This window comes from Dysosmobacter sp. Marseille-Q4140 (genome assembly GCA_018228705.1).
GTDB lineage: Bacteria > Bacillota > Clostridia > Oscillospirales > Oscillospiraceae > Oscillibacter.
In genome coordinates, this window is the sequence record CP073694.1 from 627,661 (window position 1) to 644,360 (window position 16,700).

Genomic DNA, 16,700 nt, shown 5'->3' on the forward strand with positions numbered 1-16,700 from the left:
TCCTTTATCCCTCACTCCGGCACAGGGATCGGTGGACTCGCTCTGTAAAGGCAATGGACTCCGCGATGGATTGATCCAGAAGCCCGACAAACCGGGCGGCCTGGGGTGAGATCTTGCTGCTGCGGGGCCGAATCCAGCCAAGGCGCATACAGGTCTTTCCCGCCAGCGGGATGGTCACCACTGCCTGGCTGGTCAGCCGCTCCACCAAAAGACCGCTGCCGGTGGTGTAGGCGTCGGTGTTGGCCAAAACGTTCATCATGGTGGCACGGTTGTTGACGCTGATCTGCTGAGCGGGCTTTTTCAGGGAAAGCGTCTGGTACTCCTCCGAAAAATCCGTCCCCACGCCCTGGTTATGCTCAAAAGACACGTAGGGATAACCCGCCAGGTCCTCCTCACTCACGCCGTCCCGGTTGGCCAGGGGGTGCCCCTTGCGAACATAGATGCAGGGGGACACAGCGGCGATCTCGTGAAACTCCAGCTCCCGGGCGTCCAGCAGCCGGCGGATAATCTTCTCCGTCAGTTCCGTCAGGAAAATGACGCCGATATCCGCCCGGTGGTCATAGACATCATCGATCACAGCGTCCATACCGGCCTCCCGGATGGAGAAGCAGTAGCGGTTTTCCTGAGCGCTCTGAAGCATCCGCAAAAAGGCGTCCTCCGTGAAGGGATAGCGCTGGGTGGAGACGGAAAAGCGGACGGGCGCCGCCGCGGCGGAGGCCTCGCCGTACAGGCTCTCGATCCGCTGCTTCTGCTCCAGGAGGGAAACGGCGTAGCTGAGGAATTCCTTGCCCTCCGGCGTGAACTCCACGCCTCGGTTGCTGCGGGTGAAAAAGCGGATTCCCAGCTCCTCCTCCAGCTCCCGCACGGCGGTGGAAATGCCGGACTGCGATAAAAAGAGTTTGTGGGCAGCCTTATTGATGGATCCGCACTTGGAGATCTCCACCACATATGTAAGCTGCTGGAATGTCATATGCGTCCCCCCATAACTGGTGTTCCTCCACCCTTTCTTCCAGCTTTTACTATACTCCAGCGATCTGGTCTTGTCAAACAGTTATCAAAAAAAGCGTGAACAAATTACGCAAATACCGTACTAACACTCTTTCAAAGAGCGTGCTAGAATATAGTTGAAAACAACAAAAACTCATGCTCGCTTTGCAGTATTTCTGTCTGTATATACCATCGTTTTTTATTTAAAACACCCTTTGCTCTTCTTCTCTTCTCAACTTACCCCTTCAAAAGCAAACTGTATTCAATCGCGGAAAAAGAATAACAACAGCCATCACGCTGTCTGACAGCGCGAGTCGCCGAGAAAGGACGGTACGTATATGAACAAGAAGAACCTGGGCTTTGCCACCCGTCAGATCCACACCGGAAAGGTCTCCAACGACGCCGGCGCCCTGTGTGCCCCGATCTATCAGACCTCCACCTTTGAGTTCGAGACCGTGGAGCAGGGCGGCGCCCGCTTCGCCGGTCAGGAAGCCGGTTACATCTATTCCCGCCTCGGCAACCCCACCGTCGGCATCGTGGAGGCCAAGATGGCGGAGCTGGAGGGCGGCGAGGACGCCCTGGCCACTGCCTCCGGCATGGGTGCCATCTCCACCGCCATCTGGAGCAGCGTGGAGGCCGGCGATGAGATCGTGGCCTGCGACACCCTCTATGGCTGCACCTACGCCCTGCTGAACCACGGCATCTGCAAGTTCGGTGTGAAGGTCACCTTTATCGATATGACCGATCTGGAGGCGCTGAAAGCCGCCCTCACCAGCAAGACCAAGGTGGTCTATCTGGAGACTCCCTGCAACCCCACCCTGAAGATCGTGGACATCGCCGCCGTGGCTCAGATCGCCCACGCCTACAACGCCGATATCAAGGTCATGGTGGACAACACCTTCTGCACGCCTTACCTGCAGCGGCCTCTGGAACTGGGCGCCGACGTGGTGGTCCACAGCGCCACCAAGTACTTAAACGGCCATGGTGACGTCATCGCCGGCGTCGTGGTGGGCAGCAAGGACTTTATCGGCACCTGCCGTATGTTCGGTCTGAAGGACATGACCGGTGCGGTCATGAGCCCCTTCAACGCCTTCCTGATGGCCCGGGGCATGAAGACCCTGGACATCCGCATGGAGCGCCACTGCGCCAACGCCAGAAAGGTGGCGGACTTCTTCGCCGGCCACCCGGCGGTGGACAAGGTCTACTATCCCGGCCTGGACAGCTTCCCCGGCCACGAGATCGCCGCAAAACAGATGAAGCTGCCCGGCGGCATGATCTCCATTGAGCTCAAGGCCGACAAGGCCGCCACCGCCGCTGCGCTGAACAAGCTGGAGCTGTGCGTCATCGCCGTCTCCCTGGGCGACGCCGAGACGCTGGTGGAGCATCCCGCCACCATGACCCACTCCACCTACACCGCCGAGGAGCTGAAAGCCGCCGGCATCTCCGAGGGCCTGGTCCGCATCAGCGTGGGTCTGGAGGATCCCGAGGACATCATCGCCGACTTCAAGGCAGTCCTGGATACGCTGGTCTGATTGAATTGCATTTTTGGAACTCCCCTTCCACACAGGGAAACCGCGCCGCAAAACAGCTGTTTTGCGGCGCGGTTTCCTGCGTCAGTCCGATCTCATGCCGTCCCAAGCGGCCGGCACCATCTAAAAGGCATCAGCGCATCTCCCCCGCCCAGCGATCCAGGTATTCCTCCAGACAGAGGCCCTGTTCCATGATCGTCCGGGCGGCCTCCTCTCCCACATAGCGGTAATGCCAGGGCTCATAGCCGATGCCGGTGAGATCGCTTTTATCCGTGGGATACCGGAGGATGAACCCATAGGCGGCGCAGTTGTCCATCAGCCACTGCTGGACGGGCGTGGTCTCCTGCCGTTGGTCCAGCAGCTGATACCCCGTATCCACAATGTCCACTGCCAGGCCGGTCTCATGCTCGCTGGTGCCAGGCCGGGCCACCCAGCGGGCCGCCTCGTCCCCGGCATCCTCCCGGGAATACCCCTGCGTCAAAAGACTGTCCATCTTGTTTTGGAACAGCTCCTCCTGTTTGTCCCGAGTGCGGTAGGACGAGCAGATCATCGGCTCCAGCCCCTCCGCCCGGCAGTCGTCCATCATCCGCTGCAAGGCAGGGTACACCCGGCTGTCCACGGCGTGACCGCCATACAGCTCTGTCAGCTCCGGCACCTGAAAATCCTCCGGCAGCACATGGGCGGCATTCACCAGCCGCAGCTCCCACGTCTCCCCTTCCGGCAGGCAGCCGCCTGAGGGCTGCTGTTCCTCGGAACTGGGCTGCAGCAGATCGTCTGTAGTCCCGATGGCCGGCTCCTCCATATGTATATTCCGGGCTGCGTTCTCCTCCTCCGCAGCCCGGGCAGAGCCCAGTACGAACCCCGCGCAAAACAGCGCCAGCCCCAGCAGGAGCAGCAGGAATTTTCTGTACCAGCGCCGGCGGCAGGAGGAGCCGGTCCGTCGGGCCACATGGTATTCCCGCTTCGGGATAGGGGCGGGACGGGATAACGGGACGTTTTTTGGGGGCCGGGACATGGCGGACACACCTTTCAGCATGAAATTTCGCCTTTCACTCTACCGGTCCTTTCCCGCAAAATCCCCGCTCTTTTGCATCAAACTCCCATCATCTTCCCAAGTTCCCGCGAACATGGTGAGCAGCCTTCCTTTTCGGAGAAAAACTTTTTTGTCCGCCCGTTCGTCTATAAGACAAAGGCCGGAAATCCGGCTATCCAAACAAGGAAAGGACCATATACCATGCGTAAACATCTGAGCAAAATATTTCTGCTGACGGCGGCATTGTGCCTGCTGCTGGCCGGCTGCGGCCAAAGCGGCCAGAACGCCGAAACGCTTCCGGAGAACTCCACCGAGCAGAGCGAACAGGCCGAGCAGCCCGCCCAGGCTCCAACCGGAGAGGCGGAGGGCGACGAACCGGCTGCGCCTGAAGAGACGCCGGAAACCGATGAGCAGACATACACCGACAATTTCTCCGTGGACCAGGCCGCCGCAGAGGCCTTTGCCCAGAAGATCCAGGCAATCGTTGCGGACAAGGATATGGAGGGGCTGGCGGATCTCATGATGTTCCCCAACTACGTGGGCTTCCCGGAGGATGCGCAGTTTGTGGAAACCCGCGAGGATTTCCTCGCTCTTGATCCTAGCCAGGTCTTTGCAGAGGACCTGCTCACCGAGGTCAGCTCAGCGGATATTTCCTCTCTGGAGCCCAGCCAGGCTGGCTTCGTTCTCTCCGCCAGCGGCCGCCCCAACATCGTCTTCGGCGTGGCCGAGGGCAGCCTCGCCATCGTAGGCATCAACTACTGACGCATTCCCCGTAAGGGCGGGAAAGGCGCCCGCCTCTGGCGGGTGCCTTTTTCCTGTGCGTGTCCGCCGCCCTCCGTCGGGCATGATGCAAAAATGATGGGGGAGGAAGCTATCTTATCAAAAAAGGAGGTGCGCCCATGAACAAGATCCTGATAGCCGAGGATGAGGCGCCCATTGCCGATCTGGTCCGAACCGTGCTCACCGACGCAGGCTACCGCTGCGTCTGGGCGCCGGACGGGATCCGGGCGGCAGACCTTCTGGAGCAGGAGCCCTTTGATCTGGCGCTGCTGGACATCATGCTGCCCGGAGCGGACGGATACGAACTGCTGGACTACTGCAAGACACTGGAGGTGCCCGTGATCTTTCTCACTGCCCGGGGTGAGGTGGAGGACCGGGTCCGGGGACTGCGCCGCGGTGCCGAGGACTACCTGCCCAAGCCCTTCGCCCTGCCGGAGCTGCTGGCCCGGGTAGAGACAGTGCTGCGCCGCTGCGGTAAGGCCTCACAGCTCCTGCATCTGGAGCCGGATATCGAGATCGACCCCGCCGCCCGGATCGTCCGCAGGGCTGGTCAGCCTGTGGCCCTGACAGCCAAGGAATTTGACCTTTTGGTGTTGTTCGTTCAGAACAGGAATGTCGCCCTGTGCCGGGACCGGATCTTTGAGCGGGTGTGGAACGAGGAATATCTGGGGGACAGCCGCACCGTGGACCTCCACGTCCAGCGGATGCGGAAGAAGCTGGGCCTGGAAGAGCGGCTGACGGCGGTGTACAAGGTAGGCTACCGATTGGAGGGGTGAAGTCTTGCGGCTTTTCTGGAAGCTGTTTTGCAGCATGGTGGCCATGACGGCCCTGGCCTGCTCCATCAGCGGCTTTTTGCTGATCGACGGCCAGTTCCGCTCCGGGCTGGACGCTCAGGCGGAAATAGCAGTGACGGAGCACACCATCCTCCGGCGTATGCTGCTGCGGGAGATGCAGTTTTCCCGCAGCTTCAGTCACGCGGACGTAGCCCGGCTGGCCGAGGACTCCGCCGCCTCCCTCAGCCGCGGCGGCATCTCCTTCCGCCTCAGCAGAGAAGATGGGCAGACGCTCTCCGGCATCGCCCCGCCCGCCGCATCGGCACTGACCTCCTCCCTGTCGCAGACGCAGCTGGGATGGGAGGTTCTGCGGGCCGGGAGCCGGTTTTACCTGCACACAGCAAGTCCCCTGGAGGCGGAGGACGGAACGCTCTATCTGGAGACCTGGCGGGACGCGGGCGATCTCTTCTCCGCCAGGCAGGCCCAGTACAACGCATTTTCCTACCTGCTGCTGGGGCTGATCCTGGCCTCGGCGCTGGCCGCTCTGGCTGTCAGCGCCTGGATCACCCGCCCCTTGGGGCGGCTGTCCGAGGCATCGCGGCAGATGGCCGCCGGGGAGCTGTCCCGGCGGGTAGCTGTCAGCAGCGACGACGAGCTGGGCCAGCTCTCCCGGGATTTCAACCTTATGGCGGAGCAGCTGGAGCGGCACGTGGACGAGCTGACAGACACTGCCCGCCGGCAGGAGGACTTCCTCCACGCCTTCGCCCACGAGACCAAGACGCCCCTGACGTCCATCATCGGCTATGCAGAACTCCTGCTCTCCCGCCCCGCCCAGCTTCAGCTGGTACGGGAGAGCGCCGGTCATATCTTCCGGGAGGGGCGTCGGCTGGAGAGCCTGTCCCGCAGGCTGCTGGACCTGTTCGTTCTGGAAAAAGGCAGCTTCTCTCCCCGCCCCACTGAGCTGGCGCCCTTTTTGGAGCGGGTGGGCGCAGTCCTGCGGCCGACGCTGGAACAGGCGGGCATCCGCCTGGAGGTCCGGGCTGCCCCCGGCACAGCGGAGCTGGAGCCGGATCTGATGGAGTCCGTGTGCCTGAACCTGCTGGACAATGCCCGCAAGGCTGTGGACACAGAGGGCCGCATCCTTCTGGAGGGCGCTCCCACAGCCGGCGGCTACCGTATCCAAGTGTCAGACAACGGAAGAGGGATCTCCCCGGAGGACCTGGGCCGGATCACCGAGCCCTTTTACATGGTGGACAAATCCAGATCCCGCGCCCAGGGCGGCGCCGGGCTGGGTCTGACCGTATGCCAGCGGATCGTGGCGCTCCACGGCGGTACGCTGATCTTCGAGAGCACTCCGGGTAAAGGTACCCGGGTCAGCGTTGATCTGAAGGGAGGGGACGGCGGTTGAGATCGTTCAAAGCATGGGGTCTGCCGGTCCTGACCGGTCTGGCCGTGCTGGCAGCGGTACTGCTGCCGCGGCAGCTCTCCATTCTGCGGGACCGGGGAGAACTGGCGGCTGTCCACATAGAATCCCTGTCAGAGGAGGATCTGACTGTCCGGGAGATCCCCCTGCCGGAAAAGCTGAAACTGCTGTGGCGGGCCGTTCAATACCCGGACCTGGAGGTGTTTTCCACCTCCCAACCCCTTCCGTCACCAGGAGCACAGGCGGCGGAGCAGGCAGAAGAGATATTTTTTCAAAGCGTGGAGACACTTGCGGACTGGGGTGTTTTACCGGCAGGCTACGACCTGGAGGCACTGACCTTCCAGGGCGGAAGCCGGGCAGTCTATGTGCGCTCCGACGAATATCAATCTGTCAGTATGCTGTATTTGCAGGGCTCCTCTGCCCATCAGGACAGCTTCTGGATCGTGGTGGATGAAGAGACCGGTCTTCCGGTGTGGTTCGACTGCAATCTGCGCTCAGCAAAGAAAGCACTCCCCTCATCCGAGGAGCTGGGGCTTCGCTTTTTGAAGGGTCTGGAGCTCGAGGCGCAGCAGCGCGGCCCTGCGCTATGGGAGATCGACGGCACCGGGGGGCTGTGATATACGCCGCCCGCACAGAAAGCCTGTATGGACGTATCTGTGTAGAACCGCTGGGTTTTTCCGGAAAGCTTTTCAGGGAAGACCGCGCTTCCAGCTCCGACGCCCCGCTGTCGGAGAACTGGTGATGGCGAAATGATGCAAAAACGAGGCCACTTTGCGGCCTGGGTCTTGTAAAGTAAAGATACCAAGAAGGAAGCGTCTCCGGAACGGAGATCCGTACAAACAGAAATGGAGGAATCGACCATGAAGAAAAACGGCTATCAGATGCTTGTGCTGCTGACGCTTTTATGTTCCATGCTGCTTCTTTCCGCCTGCACCGCAGAGGCGGCAGCCGGAGAGGATACTGCCGCACCCGCGGCGGAGGAGCAGACAGAGCCAACCCTGGAATCGCTCCTGGGCGAGGACTATGTCGATTATCTGACAGAGACCATCACCATGCAGATGGGCAACCGCATGGACAAGGACCCTGAGGTCCGGTACTTCCCCATTGAGGACAACGCACCGCTCAGCGACTATGTTACCATCGACGAGAACACCGAATTTGAGGTGGATGACGAGGGCAACCCGGTGATCATCTTCCCGGCAGGGACGGTCACGGACGAGGCCAACGGCGTGCAGAGTTTCCGCGTCCCCAAGCTGTACCAATAAGGAATGTACACGGAGGCCTCCGGCATAAAGCCGGAGGCCTCCGTTTGTCTGAAAGGCTTCTCCCACTGCGGCAAACCGCTCCCCTGTCATGGAGCGCCCAGCCCCGTCAAGAGAAGAATTGCTGCCCGGAGCGGTACACGGCGTGCGCGGCAGGCGGAACCGGCGCCGCCGCAGCAGACCCACAGCCAGGGCGTCCCTTTGAATGGCTCCGCGTCCCCATTCCTTCGCAGCCATTCCCCTCTCCACCAGGAGTCGGGAGCTTTGGCACCCACACGCTGCCTCCCTTCAATCATCATCCGCACCATACACCGGCGCCGACAGAAGGATCGCCCATATTCCGCTTTTCAGCAGAATATGGGCGATCCAAACTCATTTCATTGAAACAAACGAAGCCCCGGCAGAAGCACCGACACTTCCGTCTTTCCGCACGGCAACATATTCGATGACTTCCCCGCTATCGCGCCGGAGCTGTTCCACCAGCTCTCTTCCCCGGTCCTCGCCAAGGGCAAAAAATGCAGTGGAGAGCAGATCCGTATACACCGGTCTGGAGGACACGATGGAAACGCTCTTCAAGGTCAGAGGAATGGGATACCCCGTCTTTGGGTTCAGAAGATGGTGATATATGACCCCATCCTTTTGAAAGCTGTGCTCATACCAGGAGGATGTGGCGATTCCCGTATCCATCAGCTCCACGGATCCAAACACCGTGCCCGGATCATCCGGGTCCCGGATCGCCACTTTCCATGGCCGGAGCGCTCCGTTTTCTCCTCTGCGCGCCCCCATCACAAACAGGTTCCCACCATAGTCCAGCACCGCCTGGCGTACGCCGCCCCTGCGGAGACGGTCCACAGTCAGCCCCAGAGCAAATCCCTTGCCCGCAGCACCGGGATCCAGTCCTACATCCGGGATGTCAAACGACACCGTGCTGCTCCCGGGGTGCAGATGGATGTGCTGATAGCCCACCCGGGCCAGCGTCTCCCGGATCTGCTCCGGGGTAGGCACCCGCGGCGGCTCCGCCAGAAAATCCCACAGCTTGATCAGCGGTCCCACCGTCAGATCAAAGGCGCCGTCTGTCAAGCGGCAGATCTCCAGATTCTGCTCCAGAAAGCGCAGCAGCGTCTCGGAAACCGGCGTCTCCTCTCCCGGGCGGATATCACGGCACAGGCGGGACAGTTCAGACTCCGGATCGAACATACTGAGTGTGCGTTCCAGCTGGTGTGCTTCTTCCTCGCACTGATCCAACAGGCCCTCGCTTCCATCGGGGAGTTCAGCCGTGATCCGGCAGAGCGTATCATACGCCAAGAATGCCCGCATATGTTCCATAGCGTGTTCCCTTTCCGCTTCGGTTTACTTCACAACGCCGTCCTTGCGCATTTCCTCCAGCACCACCTTGGCCATGCGCAGGTAATTCATGAAGGCAGGATACATGGGACGGTTCTTGGGATCCATGTCCAGATGCTCCCGATCCGGGTTGGGATCGTCCCAGATCATGCCCATGTCCTTGCCGGCCGCATGGGGCAGGCCGGTCAGATCCAGCATATTCTGCGTGGCGCAGACCTTCTGGTTCAGGTTGTCCATCTGCGTGCGGAAGCCCACCAGGAAGGCATGACGGTCCCAGCCGGAGGGGAACGGATCCTCATAGGTGGGGCAGTCGTATTTGGACTGGCGGTAATACTTCTTCAGCTCCGGATGAACGATGTCCTCCTCATTGTCGGCAAAGATCTCGTCAAAGCGGCAGGAGAGGATCTTGCCATCCTCTACCACCACCTTCAGCCAGCCGGTGAGGCCGTAGCCGTAGTCCTCGGAGTAGCTGTACAGCTTCTTGCCGGAGGGCTTGTCCAGCTGGGCGTCCAGCTTCGCCGCAAAGGTCAGCAGCTTCTTCACACTGCCGGAGGCGCTGGCCACCAGGTCAAAGTCGCCGCTGAGGCTCTGCTTTTCCATCATCTGCTGCTCTACGTACTGCATGCCCATGGTCAGCACGGAGCCGGCCTTCTGCATGCGGGGCTTGGTGTACTGCCAGAAGCTGTAGCTGGAACGGCGCTTGGAGATATCCCGGTAGAGGTGATTGTAATAGGAGGGCGCCGTGATCTCGTTGAGCTCCACGAAGATCAGCTTGCCGTCGGCCTTCACCGCTTCCACGATACCCAGATGGCCCGGATCGGCGGGGAATTCTCCCTCTACGCCGGGATAATAGGGCGGGAATCTCTCCTCGATGCGATAGTAGTCGCCCTTCAGCATCCCCTTGGGGGGCTGTACAGACCAGACAGGCTTCTTTCCTGCGTTATCCATTGTTCGTTCCTCCTTACTTCAGGATGCCGTCCTTGACCATTTCGTCATGGACGACTTTGGCCAGACGCAGATAGTTGTTCCAAACGGGAGAGCGGGGCCGGGTGACGGAACGGGCGGTCGCGTCGCTGTTGGAGATCAGCGCCACGTCATCCTTGTGGGGCTTGTCCCAGACGACGCCCATGTCCGGGCCCTCCACGCAGGGCAGGCCGGAGATGTCGAACATATCCTGGGTCTGGCAGACCTTCGCATTCAGCTGGTCAGACAGATCCTTGAAGCAGACCAGCCATGCGTGCCGGTCCCAGCCGGAGGGGAACGGATCCTCATAGGTGGAGGAGTAATATTTGGACTGGCGGTAGAACTGCTTCAGATCGTCATAAACGATCTCGGAAGTGTGGTCAGCAAAAATCTCATCGTAGAAGCACTTGACGATCTTGCCGTCCTCCACAACAACTTCCAGCCAGCCTGTCAGGCCATAGCCAAAGTTCTCATTGTAGCCGTAGTAGCGCTGCTTTTTGTGGTTGGGATCCTTCATCTGCGCAGAGATGACATCCTTCAAGCCGATCATGTTCTTCATAGAGAAGGAGGCACCGGTCAGCAGATCATAGTCGGCGTCCAGGTCCTGCTTTTCCAGGATCTGATCCTCCACATACTTGAAGCCGTTGGCCAAGACACGGCCATAGTTCACGCTGCGGCGCTTGTCATGGAAATCCTGGAAGAACTGGAACTCGGTATAGCGCTTGTTCAGTCCCTGGAAGTGACGGACATAGTAGTTGTCCATAGTCGTCTCGTTGAACTCCACATAGGCGATCTTGCCGGCATCGTCCTTGACCACCTCCAGCTCGCCCTTATGGCCCTTGGCGCCCCAGCGGCCGCTGTAATACAGCTCGGCGTGGTAATAATCGCCCTTGACCATGCCCTTGTACTGGGGCTGCACGGTCCAGTCGATCAGCTCGCTCTCATTATCCTCATGCCAGGGGCCCAGGCCCAGCCATCTCGTCTTGTCGATCATTTGAATCGTTCTCCTTATAAGATTTATTTTCTGCCTTCCTCGGCAGGATCATTGCGCAGATTCACTTTCCGCAGCCGGAAGCGCCCCCGCCCGGCAGCAGGCGCAGAAATGTCCGCTGCCGAAATCTCTCAGAGCCAGATCCTGGCCGGTACATCCCTCCTGAGCGTACAGGCACCGCTTGGCAAAGCGGCAGCCGGGCTCCGGGTTGATGGGGCTTTGCAGCTCGCCGATGAGCTTTACCCGCTGCATCTTCTGACGGCTGCTGGGCACAGGAATGGCCGACAGCAGCGCCTGGGAATAGGGATGGAGCGGATTGCGGAACAGCTCCGCAGACTCCGCCGTCTCCACCAGCTGGCCCAGATACATCACCGCGATCTTGTCAGAAAAGAACTTGACCACGGAGAGGTCATGGGTGATGAAGAGATACGTCAGATCAAATTCCGCCTGCAGGTCCTTCAGCAGGTTCAGCACCTGCGCCTGGATGGACACGTCCAGAGAAGAAACCGGCTCGTCGCAGACGATGAACTGGGGTTTGAGGGACAGGGCCCGGGCGATGCCCACCCGCTGGCGGCGGCCGCCGTCCAGCTCATGGGGATAGGCGTTGAACAGGCGCGCCGACAGGCCCACCACGTCCATCAGCCGCGCAACCTCGGCGTCCAGCTCCGTGCGGCTGCGGACCTTTCCGTGGATCCGCAGGGGCTCCCCGATGATCTCGCCAATGGACATCCGCGGGTTCAGCGAGGAAAAGGGATCCTGGAAAATGATCTGAAGATCCCGCCGCAGGTCATGCAGCTTCTGCTTGTTCATCTTGCAGATATCCTGGCCGTTGAAGAGGATCTCTCCGCTGGTGGCCTGATGCAGTCCCAGGATCAGCCGGCCGATGGTGGACTTTCCGCAGCCGGACTCGCCCACAAGACCCAGGGTCTCTCCCCTTCGGATGGAAAAATTCACGCCGTCCACCGCATGGAGGGTGCCGGTGGGACTCTTGAAGTACTTCTTCAAATCCCGGACTTCTAGGATCACGCTCTTATCTTCCATGTCGCACCTCCTCCATCAATTCCGGAGACTGGAAAACACCCTGATGGGCCAGGCAGCGGACCAGATGGGTCCCGCCAACCGAGGTCATTTCCGGCTTTTGGGCACGGCAGGCGTCCGTTGCATAGGGACACCGGGGGGCGAAGGCACAGCCCTCCGGCAGCTCCGTGGGATCGGGCATCTGGCCCTGAATGGGCTTGAGCTTCTCCGCGGTGCTGTCCAGAGACGGAATCGATCCGAACAGGCCGATGGTGTAGGGATGATACGGATAGTCAAATACCTCCGCAATGGTGCCGCTCTCCACGATCTCGCCGGCGTACATGATGGCTACCCGGTCGCACACCTGGGCCACAACGCCCAGGTCGTGGGTAATCAGCAGCAGCGAGGTCCGGAGTTTTTCCTTCAGATCGCTCATCAGCTCCAGCACCTGGGCCTGGATGGTAACGTCCAGAGCGGTGGTGGGCTCATCTGCCAGGATCAGCTCCGGCGTACAGGCGATGCTCATGGCAATGACCACCCGCTGCTTCATGCCGCCGGAGAACTGGTGCGGGTATTCGTCATAGCGGGCGCGGGGAATACCCACCATCTCCAGCATATCGCCGGCCTTTCTGCGCCCTTCCTCCTTGCTGCACTTTTCGTGCTGGTGGATGACCTCCGCGATCTGGTCGCCCACGGAGTAGACCGGGTTCAGGCTGGTCATGGGGTCCTGGAAGATCACGGAGATCTTGCTGCCGCGGATCTCCCGCAGGCGGGCGGGCTTTGCCTGGAGCATATCCTCGCCCTCAAACCAGATCTCGCCGTCCACGATCTTCCCGGGGGGATCTGCGATCAGACGCAGGACCGAAAGGGCCGTGGTGGTCTTACCGGCGCCGGTCTCTCCCACCAGGCCCAGGCTCTCGCCCTTGGCGATGGTCAGATCCAGGCCGTTGACCGCGTAGACCACATCTTCATCCGTGTGATATTCCACCCGCAGACCGCGGATGTCCAGCAGCGCATCCGTCTCCTGGGTCTGAGGGGCGGGCTCCTTCTCCGGCAGAGGGGTTTCCATACGAGTTTTCTCTTCCATAAGGCGTCCTCCCTTCTCAGTTTTTCAGCTTGGGGTCCAGCGCATCCCGCAGACCGTCTCCCAGCAGGTTCAAGGAGAGGATGGTCAGCATAATGGCGATGCCGGGGAATGCGCACACCCACCAGGCGGCCCGGAAATACTGCCGTCCGGTGCTGAGCATGGAGCCCCACTCCGGCGTGGGCGGGCTGATGCCCAAACCGATGAAGCTCAGGCTGGCAATGGCCAGGATGGAGCCGGCAATGGACAGCGTGGCCTGAACGATGATAGGGGCCATGCAGTTGGGCAGGATGTGCTTGAGGATGATGCGCTTGTCGCTGGCGCCGATGGCCCGGGCGGCCTCGATGTACTCCTCGTTCTTGATGGTCAGCACCGCGGAGCGCACGATCCGCGCGAAGGGCGGAATATTGGAAATACTGATGGCCAGCATCATGTTGGTGACGCTGGTGCCCATGGCCGCCACCAGGGCGATGGACAGCAGAATGCTGGGGATCGCCAGAAAGACGTCCATGATGCGCATGATGACGTTATCTACCCGGCGGCTGCCATAGCCGGCGATAGCGCCCAGCAGGCCGCCCACCACGGTGGCGATGGCGATGGTGACAAAGGCCACCGGCAGGGAGATCCGGGCACCGTGGACGATGCGGGCCAGAATGTCCCGGCCCACCTCGTCAGTGCCCAGCCAGTGCTCGGCAGAGGGGGGCTTGAGCTTCAGCGCCGCGCTCTGCTTGACCACCAGGGTCTCATAGTCAAACAGCAGGTCGGCAAAAATAGCCAGGAGGATAATGACAGCCAGAATAACCAGTCCCACCACGGCCATTTTGTTCTTTTTCAAGCGGCGCCAGATCGCGGCCGCCTGGGATTTCTTCTTGTTTTTCTTGATTTCCGCAGCCATCCGCTCACCCCTTTACCGTTTTGTACTGGGCCCGAATACGGGGATCCAGGAATGCGTACAGAATATCGATGCACAGGTTGATGATGGTGAACATGGTGGCCAGCACCAGCACACAGGCCACCACCACAGGGGTGTCCTTCAGCTTGATACAATCCACCAGCAGCCGGCCGATGCCGGGCCAGGAGAACACCGTCTCCACCAGCACAGCACCGCCCAGAGAAAAGCCGAATTGCAGACCCACAGTGGTAACAATGGGGATCATGGCGTTGCGCAGGGCGTGGCGGATGGTGATGACACTCTCCTTCAGGCCCTTTGCCCGGGCGGTACGGATGTAGTCCTGCCGGATGGTCTCCAGCATGGACGAGCGCGTCATACGGGTGATCATGGCCAGGGAGTTCGCACTGAGGGTGATAGCCGGCAGCACCAGGGCGCCCCAGGTCTCAAAGTTCGAGGACGGGAACCACCCCAGTCCCGCCGCGAAGATCACGATCAACATCAATCCCAGCCAGAAGTTGGGCATGGACACGCCGAACAAGGCGCCCACCATGGAGATGTTGTCCACTGCCGAATACTGATGGGTGGCAGATATGACGCCCAGCGGAATGCCGATCAGGATAGCGAACAGCATGGCGCAGGCAGAGAGCAGAATGGTGTTCGGCAGCCGGGCGGCGATCTCTGCCGCCACGGGGTTGCCCGTATCATAGGAGGTCCCAAAATCCAGCTGGACCGCGTTGATCACATAGCGGCCGTACTGGACCAAAAACGGATCATCCAGGCCCAGCTCCTCTTCCAGGGCGGCGTAAGCCTCCTCGGAATAGTTATCACCCAGCATCATCTGTACCGGGTCGCCAGGCGTAAAGCTCATGATCGTATAGACGATGAAACTGACGCCCAGCAGCACAGGGATCAGCATGATCAGCCGTTTGAGAATAAAACGGTACATCTGTCACTCTCCTTTTCTCTGTGACACAGTTTGCACAAGCGGGCGGCAGCTGCTGCCGCCGCCCGCTGTTCCGGATATCCGGAAGCGCTTATTCAAAATAAGTGCCGTTGATGTAGTGAGACTTGCCCGGATACAGGCCGAAGCCCTTCACGTTGGACTGCATGCCGGCATTCAGATGCTCAACAGCCAGAGGAACCAGGGGAGCGGCGTCCGCCACGATCCGCTGGATCTCCGCGTACAGCTCCATGGCGTGCTCGGTGTCAGTGGTAGTGCTGGCCTCGTCGATCATGGCATCCACCTCAGGCGTGGCCCAGAAGGAGCGGTTGCCGGAGGGGCCGAAGGCCTCGGTGTGATACATGGCGCGCAGCATGGAGTCAGGATCAATGGAGGTCTTGGACATAATGAACATGTCGTGGGCGCCCTCGCCGGTGTCGGCGTAGTACTGGCCGTTCTCCATGGTCTTGACCTCAGCCTCGATGCCCACCTGGCGCAGCTGCTCCTGAATAACCACTGCGGAGTCCCGCATCACCTGGCTGTCAGAGCACCAGAGGGTAGTGGAGAAGCCGTCGGGATACCCGGCCTCAGACAGCAGCTCCTTAGCCTTTTCCACGTTGTAGGAATACGAAGAGCAGTCGGAAATGTAGCCGTCCACGCTGGGAGGCAGCATGGTGTAGTTGGCAGGGGTAGCCTCACCGCTGAACACCAGGTCGATATAATCCTGAGGATTGAGGGCATAGGCGATGGCCTGGCGGACCTGCTGGTTGTCAAAGGGGGCCTTCTGCACATTCACGCCCACATACCACACGGTGGTGCTGGGAGAGGTCAGAGTGGTGACGGAGTCATTGCCCTCCAGGCTCTCCAAATCAGTGATGCCCAGGTCATAGGCCAGATCCACCTCGCCGGTCTCCAGACCGATGGTACGGTTGAGGGCCTCAGGGATGGTGCGGAAGATGATACGCTTGACAGCCGGAGCGCCGCCCCAGTAATCCTCAAACGCCTCCAGCACCACATCGCCGCCAAGCTCCCAGGAAACGAACTTGAAGGGGCCTGCGCCTACGGGATTCTTGTTGAACTCCTCCGGGCTGGTATCCGCGCTCTTGCAGATGATGGAAGCCGCGTCCAGCGTCAGGCGGGGCAGCAGAGCGTTGAAGGGCTCAGAGGTCTTGATGGTGACAGTATAATCATCGTCGCAGGTAATGCTCTCAATGATCAGGTAGTTGTAGTTCACGCCCGGGTTTGCCATGCAGCGCTCCAGGCTGTATTTGACATCCTCAGAGGTCATCTCCTCGCCGTTGTGGAATTTGACACCCTTGCGCAGATGGAACACCGTCGTGGTCTCATCCACCACGTCCCAGCTCTCAGCCAGACCAGGCACCAGATTCATGTCGTAATCCAGCATGACCAGCCGGTCAAACATCTGCGTCGTCACGCGGAACGTGGCGATGGACGCCTGTACCATCGGATCCATATAGGTAGGCGACTCAGGGACAGCAACAATCAGGGTATCCTTTTGGCCGGCTTCAGCGCCATCGGCATCCCCGGAGCCACTCGGAGTGGTTGTGCTGGAACCGGTCGGGCCGCAGCCTGTCAGCGCCCCGCAGAGCAGGACCATTGCGGTGAACAATGCAAAAATCCTCTTCTTCATTTTCATCGTGTTCCTCCTATACGATCGTTGT

The 16,700-nt window shown here is 60.4% G+C and carries 16 protein-coding genes; 6 read left to right on the forward strand and 10 right to left on the reverse strand.

Annotated features, from left to right (window positions below; translation table 11 throughout):
• Positions 1-4: 4 nt before the first annotated feature.
• Complete coding sequence (locus KFE19_03050; GenBank protein QUO38507.1) at positions 5-970, reverse strand: LysR family transcriptional regulator; 966 nt, start codon at positions 968-970, stop codon at positions 5-7.
• Between the two features lie 355 nt (positions 971-1,325).
• Here KFE19_03050 and megL point away from each other — a divergent pair, with 355 nt between their 5' ends.
• Positions 1,326-2,519 (forward strand): methionine gamma-lyase, encoded by a 1,194-nt coding sequence (gene megL, locus KFE19_03055; protein QUO38508.1) that lies wholly within the window; start codon positions 1,326-1,328, stop codon positions 2,517-2,519.
• A 130-nt stretch (positions 2,520-2,649) separates the two neighbouring features.
• On the opposite strand, the gene KFE19_03060 is transcribed toward megL, so the two are convergent.
• Positions 2,650-3,531 (reverse strand): M15 family metallopeptidase, encoded by an 882-nt coding sequence (locus KFE19_03060; GenBank protein QUO39507.1) that lies wholly within the window; start codon positions 3,529-3,531, stop codon positions 2,650-2,652.
• 219 nt (positions 3,532-3,750) lie between these two features.
• Between KFE19_03060 and KFE19_03065 the strand changes: the two genes are divergently transcribed.
• The 5 genes from KFE19_03065 (at position 3,751) to KFE19_03085 (ending at position 7,790) form a co-directional block, all read left to right on the forward strand.
• Positions 3,751-4,311: a hypothetical protein gene (locus KFE19_03065; protein QUO38509.1), complete on the forward strand. Its 561-nt coding sequence runs from the start codon at positions 3,751-3,753 to the stop codon at positions 4,309-4,311.
• 137 nt (positions 4,312-4,448) lie between these two features.
• On the forward strand, positions 4,449-5,105 hold the full coding sequence (locus KFE19_03070) for a response regulator transcription factor (GenBank protein QUO38510.1): 657 nt from the start codon (positions 4,449-4,451) through the stop codon (positions 5,103-5,105).
• 4 nt (positions 5,106-5,109) lie between these two features.
• A complete protein-coding gene (locus KFE19_03075) occupies positions 5,110-6,510 on the forward strand; it encodes a HAMP domain-containing histidine kinase (GenBank protein ID QUO38511.1) in 1,401 nt (466 codons plus the stop codon).
• Complete coding sequence (locus KFE19_03080; protein QUO38512.1) at positions 6,507-7,142, forward strand: hypothetical protein; 636 nt, start codon at positions 6,507-6,509, stop codon at positions 7,140-7,142. Before KFE19_03075 ends, KFE19_03080 begins: the two co-directional genes overlap by 4 nt.
• A 228-nt stretch (positions 7,143-7,370) precedes the next feature.
• The gene (locus tag KFE19_03085; protein ID QUO38513.1) at positions 7,371-7,790 is read left to right on the forward strand and encodes a DUF3298 domain-containing protein; all 420 of its coding nucleotides are present in this window, start codon (positions 7,371-7,373) and stop codon (positions 7,788-7,790) included.
• 369 nt (positions 7,791-8,159) lie between these two features.
• On the opposite strand, the gene KFE19_03090 is transcribed toward KFE19_03085, so the two are convergent.
• The 8 genes from KFE19_03090 to KFE19_03125 form a co-directional block, all read right to left on the reverse strand.
• Positions 8,160-9,104 (reverse strand): FAD:protein FMN transferase, encoded by a 945-nt coding sequence (locus KFE19_03090; protein ID QUO38514.1) that lies wholly within the window; start codon positions 9,102-9,104, stop codon positions 8,160-8,162.
• A 33-nt stretch (positions 9,105-9,137) separates the two neighbouring features.
• Positions 9,138-10,079 carry an FMN-binding protein gene (locus tag KFE19_03095; GenBank protein ID QUO38515.1) on the reverse strand — a complete coding sequence of 314 codons (942 nt, stop codon included), beginning with the start codon at positions 10,077-10,079 and terminating at the stop codon, positions 9,138-9,140.
• A gap of 13 nt (positions 10,080-10,092) precedes the next feature.
• Positions 10,093-11,088: a hypothetical protein gene (locus KFE19_03100; protein QUO38516.1), complete on the reverse strand. Its 996-nt coding sequence runs from the start codon at positions 11,086-11,088 to the stop codon at positions 10,093-10,095.
• Positions 11,089-11,136: 48 nt separating this feature from the next.
• Entirely contained in the window at positions 11,137-12,126 is a 990-nt protein-coding gene (locus KFE19_03105; protein QUO38517.1) for an ATP-binding cassette domain-containing protein, read from the reverse strand.
• On the reverse strand, positions 12,116-13,171 hold the full coding sequence (locus KFE19_03110) for an ABC transporter ATP-binding protein (GenBank protein QUO39508.1): 1,056 nt from the start codon (positions 13,169-13,171) through the stop codon (positions 12,116-12,118). Before KFE19_03110 ends, KFE19_03105 begins: the two co-directional genes overlap by 11 nt.
• Before the next feature lie 34 nt (positions 13,172-13,205).
• The gene (locus KFE19_03115) at positions 13,206-14,081 is read right to left on the reverse strand and encodes an ABC transporter permease (protein ID QUO38518.1); all 876 of its coding nucleotides are present in this window, start codon (positions 14,079-14,081) and stop codon (positions 13,206-13,208) included.
• A 4-nt stretch (positions 14,082-14,085) separates the two neighbouring features.
• On the reverse strand, positions 14,086-15,024 hold the full coding sequence (locus KFE19_03120; GenBank protein ID QUO38519.1) for an ABC transporter permease: 939 nt from the start codon (positions 15,022-15,024) through the stop codon (positions 14,086-14,088).
• Between the two features lie 88 nt (positions 15,025-15,112).
• Complete coding sequence (locus KFE19_03125) at positions 15,113-16,492, reverse strand: glutathione ABC transporter substrate-binding protein (GenBank protein QUO38520.1); 1,380 nt, start codon at positions 16,490-16,492, stop codon at positions 15,113-15,115.
• Between the last annotated feature and the right edge of the window lie 208 nt (positions 16,493-16,700).

What these genes read in the sequence shown, in the direction of transcription:
- KFE19_03060 (QUO39507.1), bottom strand. Translation starts at nt 3,531, where the DNA reads ATGTCCCGGCCCCCAAAAAACGTCCCGTTATCCCGTCCCGCCCCTATC.
- KFE19_03105 (QUO38517.1), bottom strand. Translation starts at nt 12,126, where the DNA reads ATGGAAGATAAGAGCGTGATCCTAGAAGTCCGGGATTTGAAGAAGTAC.
- KFE19_03085 (QUO38513.1), top strand. Translation starts at nt 7,371, where the DNA reads ATGGAGGAATCGACCATGAAGAAAAACGGCTATCAGATGCTTGTGCTG.
- KFE19_03120 (QUO38519.1), bottom strand. Translation starts at nt 15,024, where the DNA reads ATGTACCGTTTTATTCTCAAACGGCTGATCATGCTGATCCCTGTGCTG.
- KFE19_03100 (QUO38516.1), bottom strand. Translation starts at nt 11,088, where the DNA reads ATGATCGACAAGACGAGATGGCTGGGCCTGGGCCCCTGGCATGAGGAT.
- megL (QUO38508.1), top strand. Translation starts at nt 1,326, where the DNA reads ATGAACAAGAAGAACCTGGGCTTTGCCACCCGTCAGATCCACACCGGA.
- KFE19_03125 (QUO38520.1), bottom strand. Translation starts at nt 16,492, where the DNA reads ATGGATCCGATGGTACAGGCGTCCATCGCCACGTTCCGCGTGACGACG.
- KFE19_03065 (QUO38509.1), top strand. Translation starts at nt 3,751, where the DNA reads ATGCGTAAACATCTGAGCAAAATATTTCTGCTGACGGCGGCATTGTGC.
- KFE19_03070 (QUO38510.1), top strand. Translation starts at nt 4,449, where the DNA reads ATGAACAAGATCCTGATAGCCGAGGATGAGGCGCCCATTGCCGATCTG.
- KFE19_03115 (QUO38518.1), bottom strand. Translation starts at nt 14,081, where the DNA reads ATGGCTGCGGAAATCAAGAAAAACAAGAAGAAATCCCAGGCGGCCGCG.
- KFE19_03110 (QUO39508.1), bottom strand. Translation starts at nt 13,171, where the DNA reads ATGGAAACCCCTCTGCCGGAGAAGGAGCCCGCCCCTCAGACCCAGGAG.
- KFE19_03095 (QUO38515.1), bottom strand. Translation starts at nt 10,079, where the DNA reads ATGGATAACGCAGGAAAGAAGCCTGTCTGGTCTGTACAGCCCCCCAAG.
- KFE19_03050 (QUO38507.1), bottom strand. Translation starts at nt 970, where the DNA reads ATGACATTCCAGCAGCTTACATATGTGGTGGAGATCTCCAAGTGCGGA.
- KFE19_03090 (QUO38514.1), bottom strand. Translation starts at nt 9,104, where the DNA reads ATGCGGGCATTCTTGGCGTATGATACGCTCTGCCGGATCACGGCTGAA.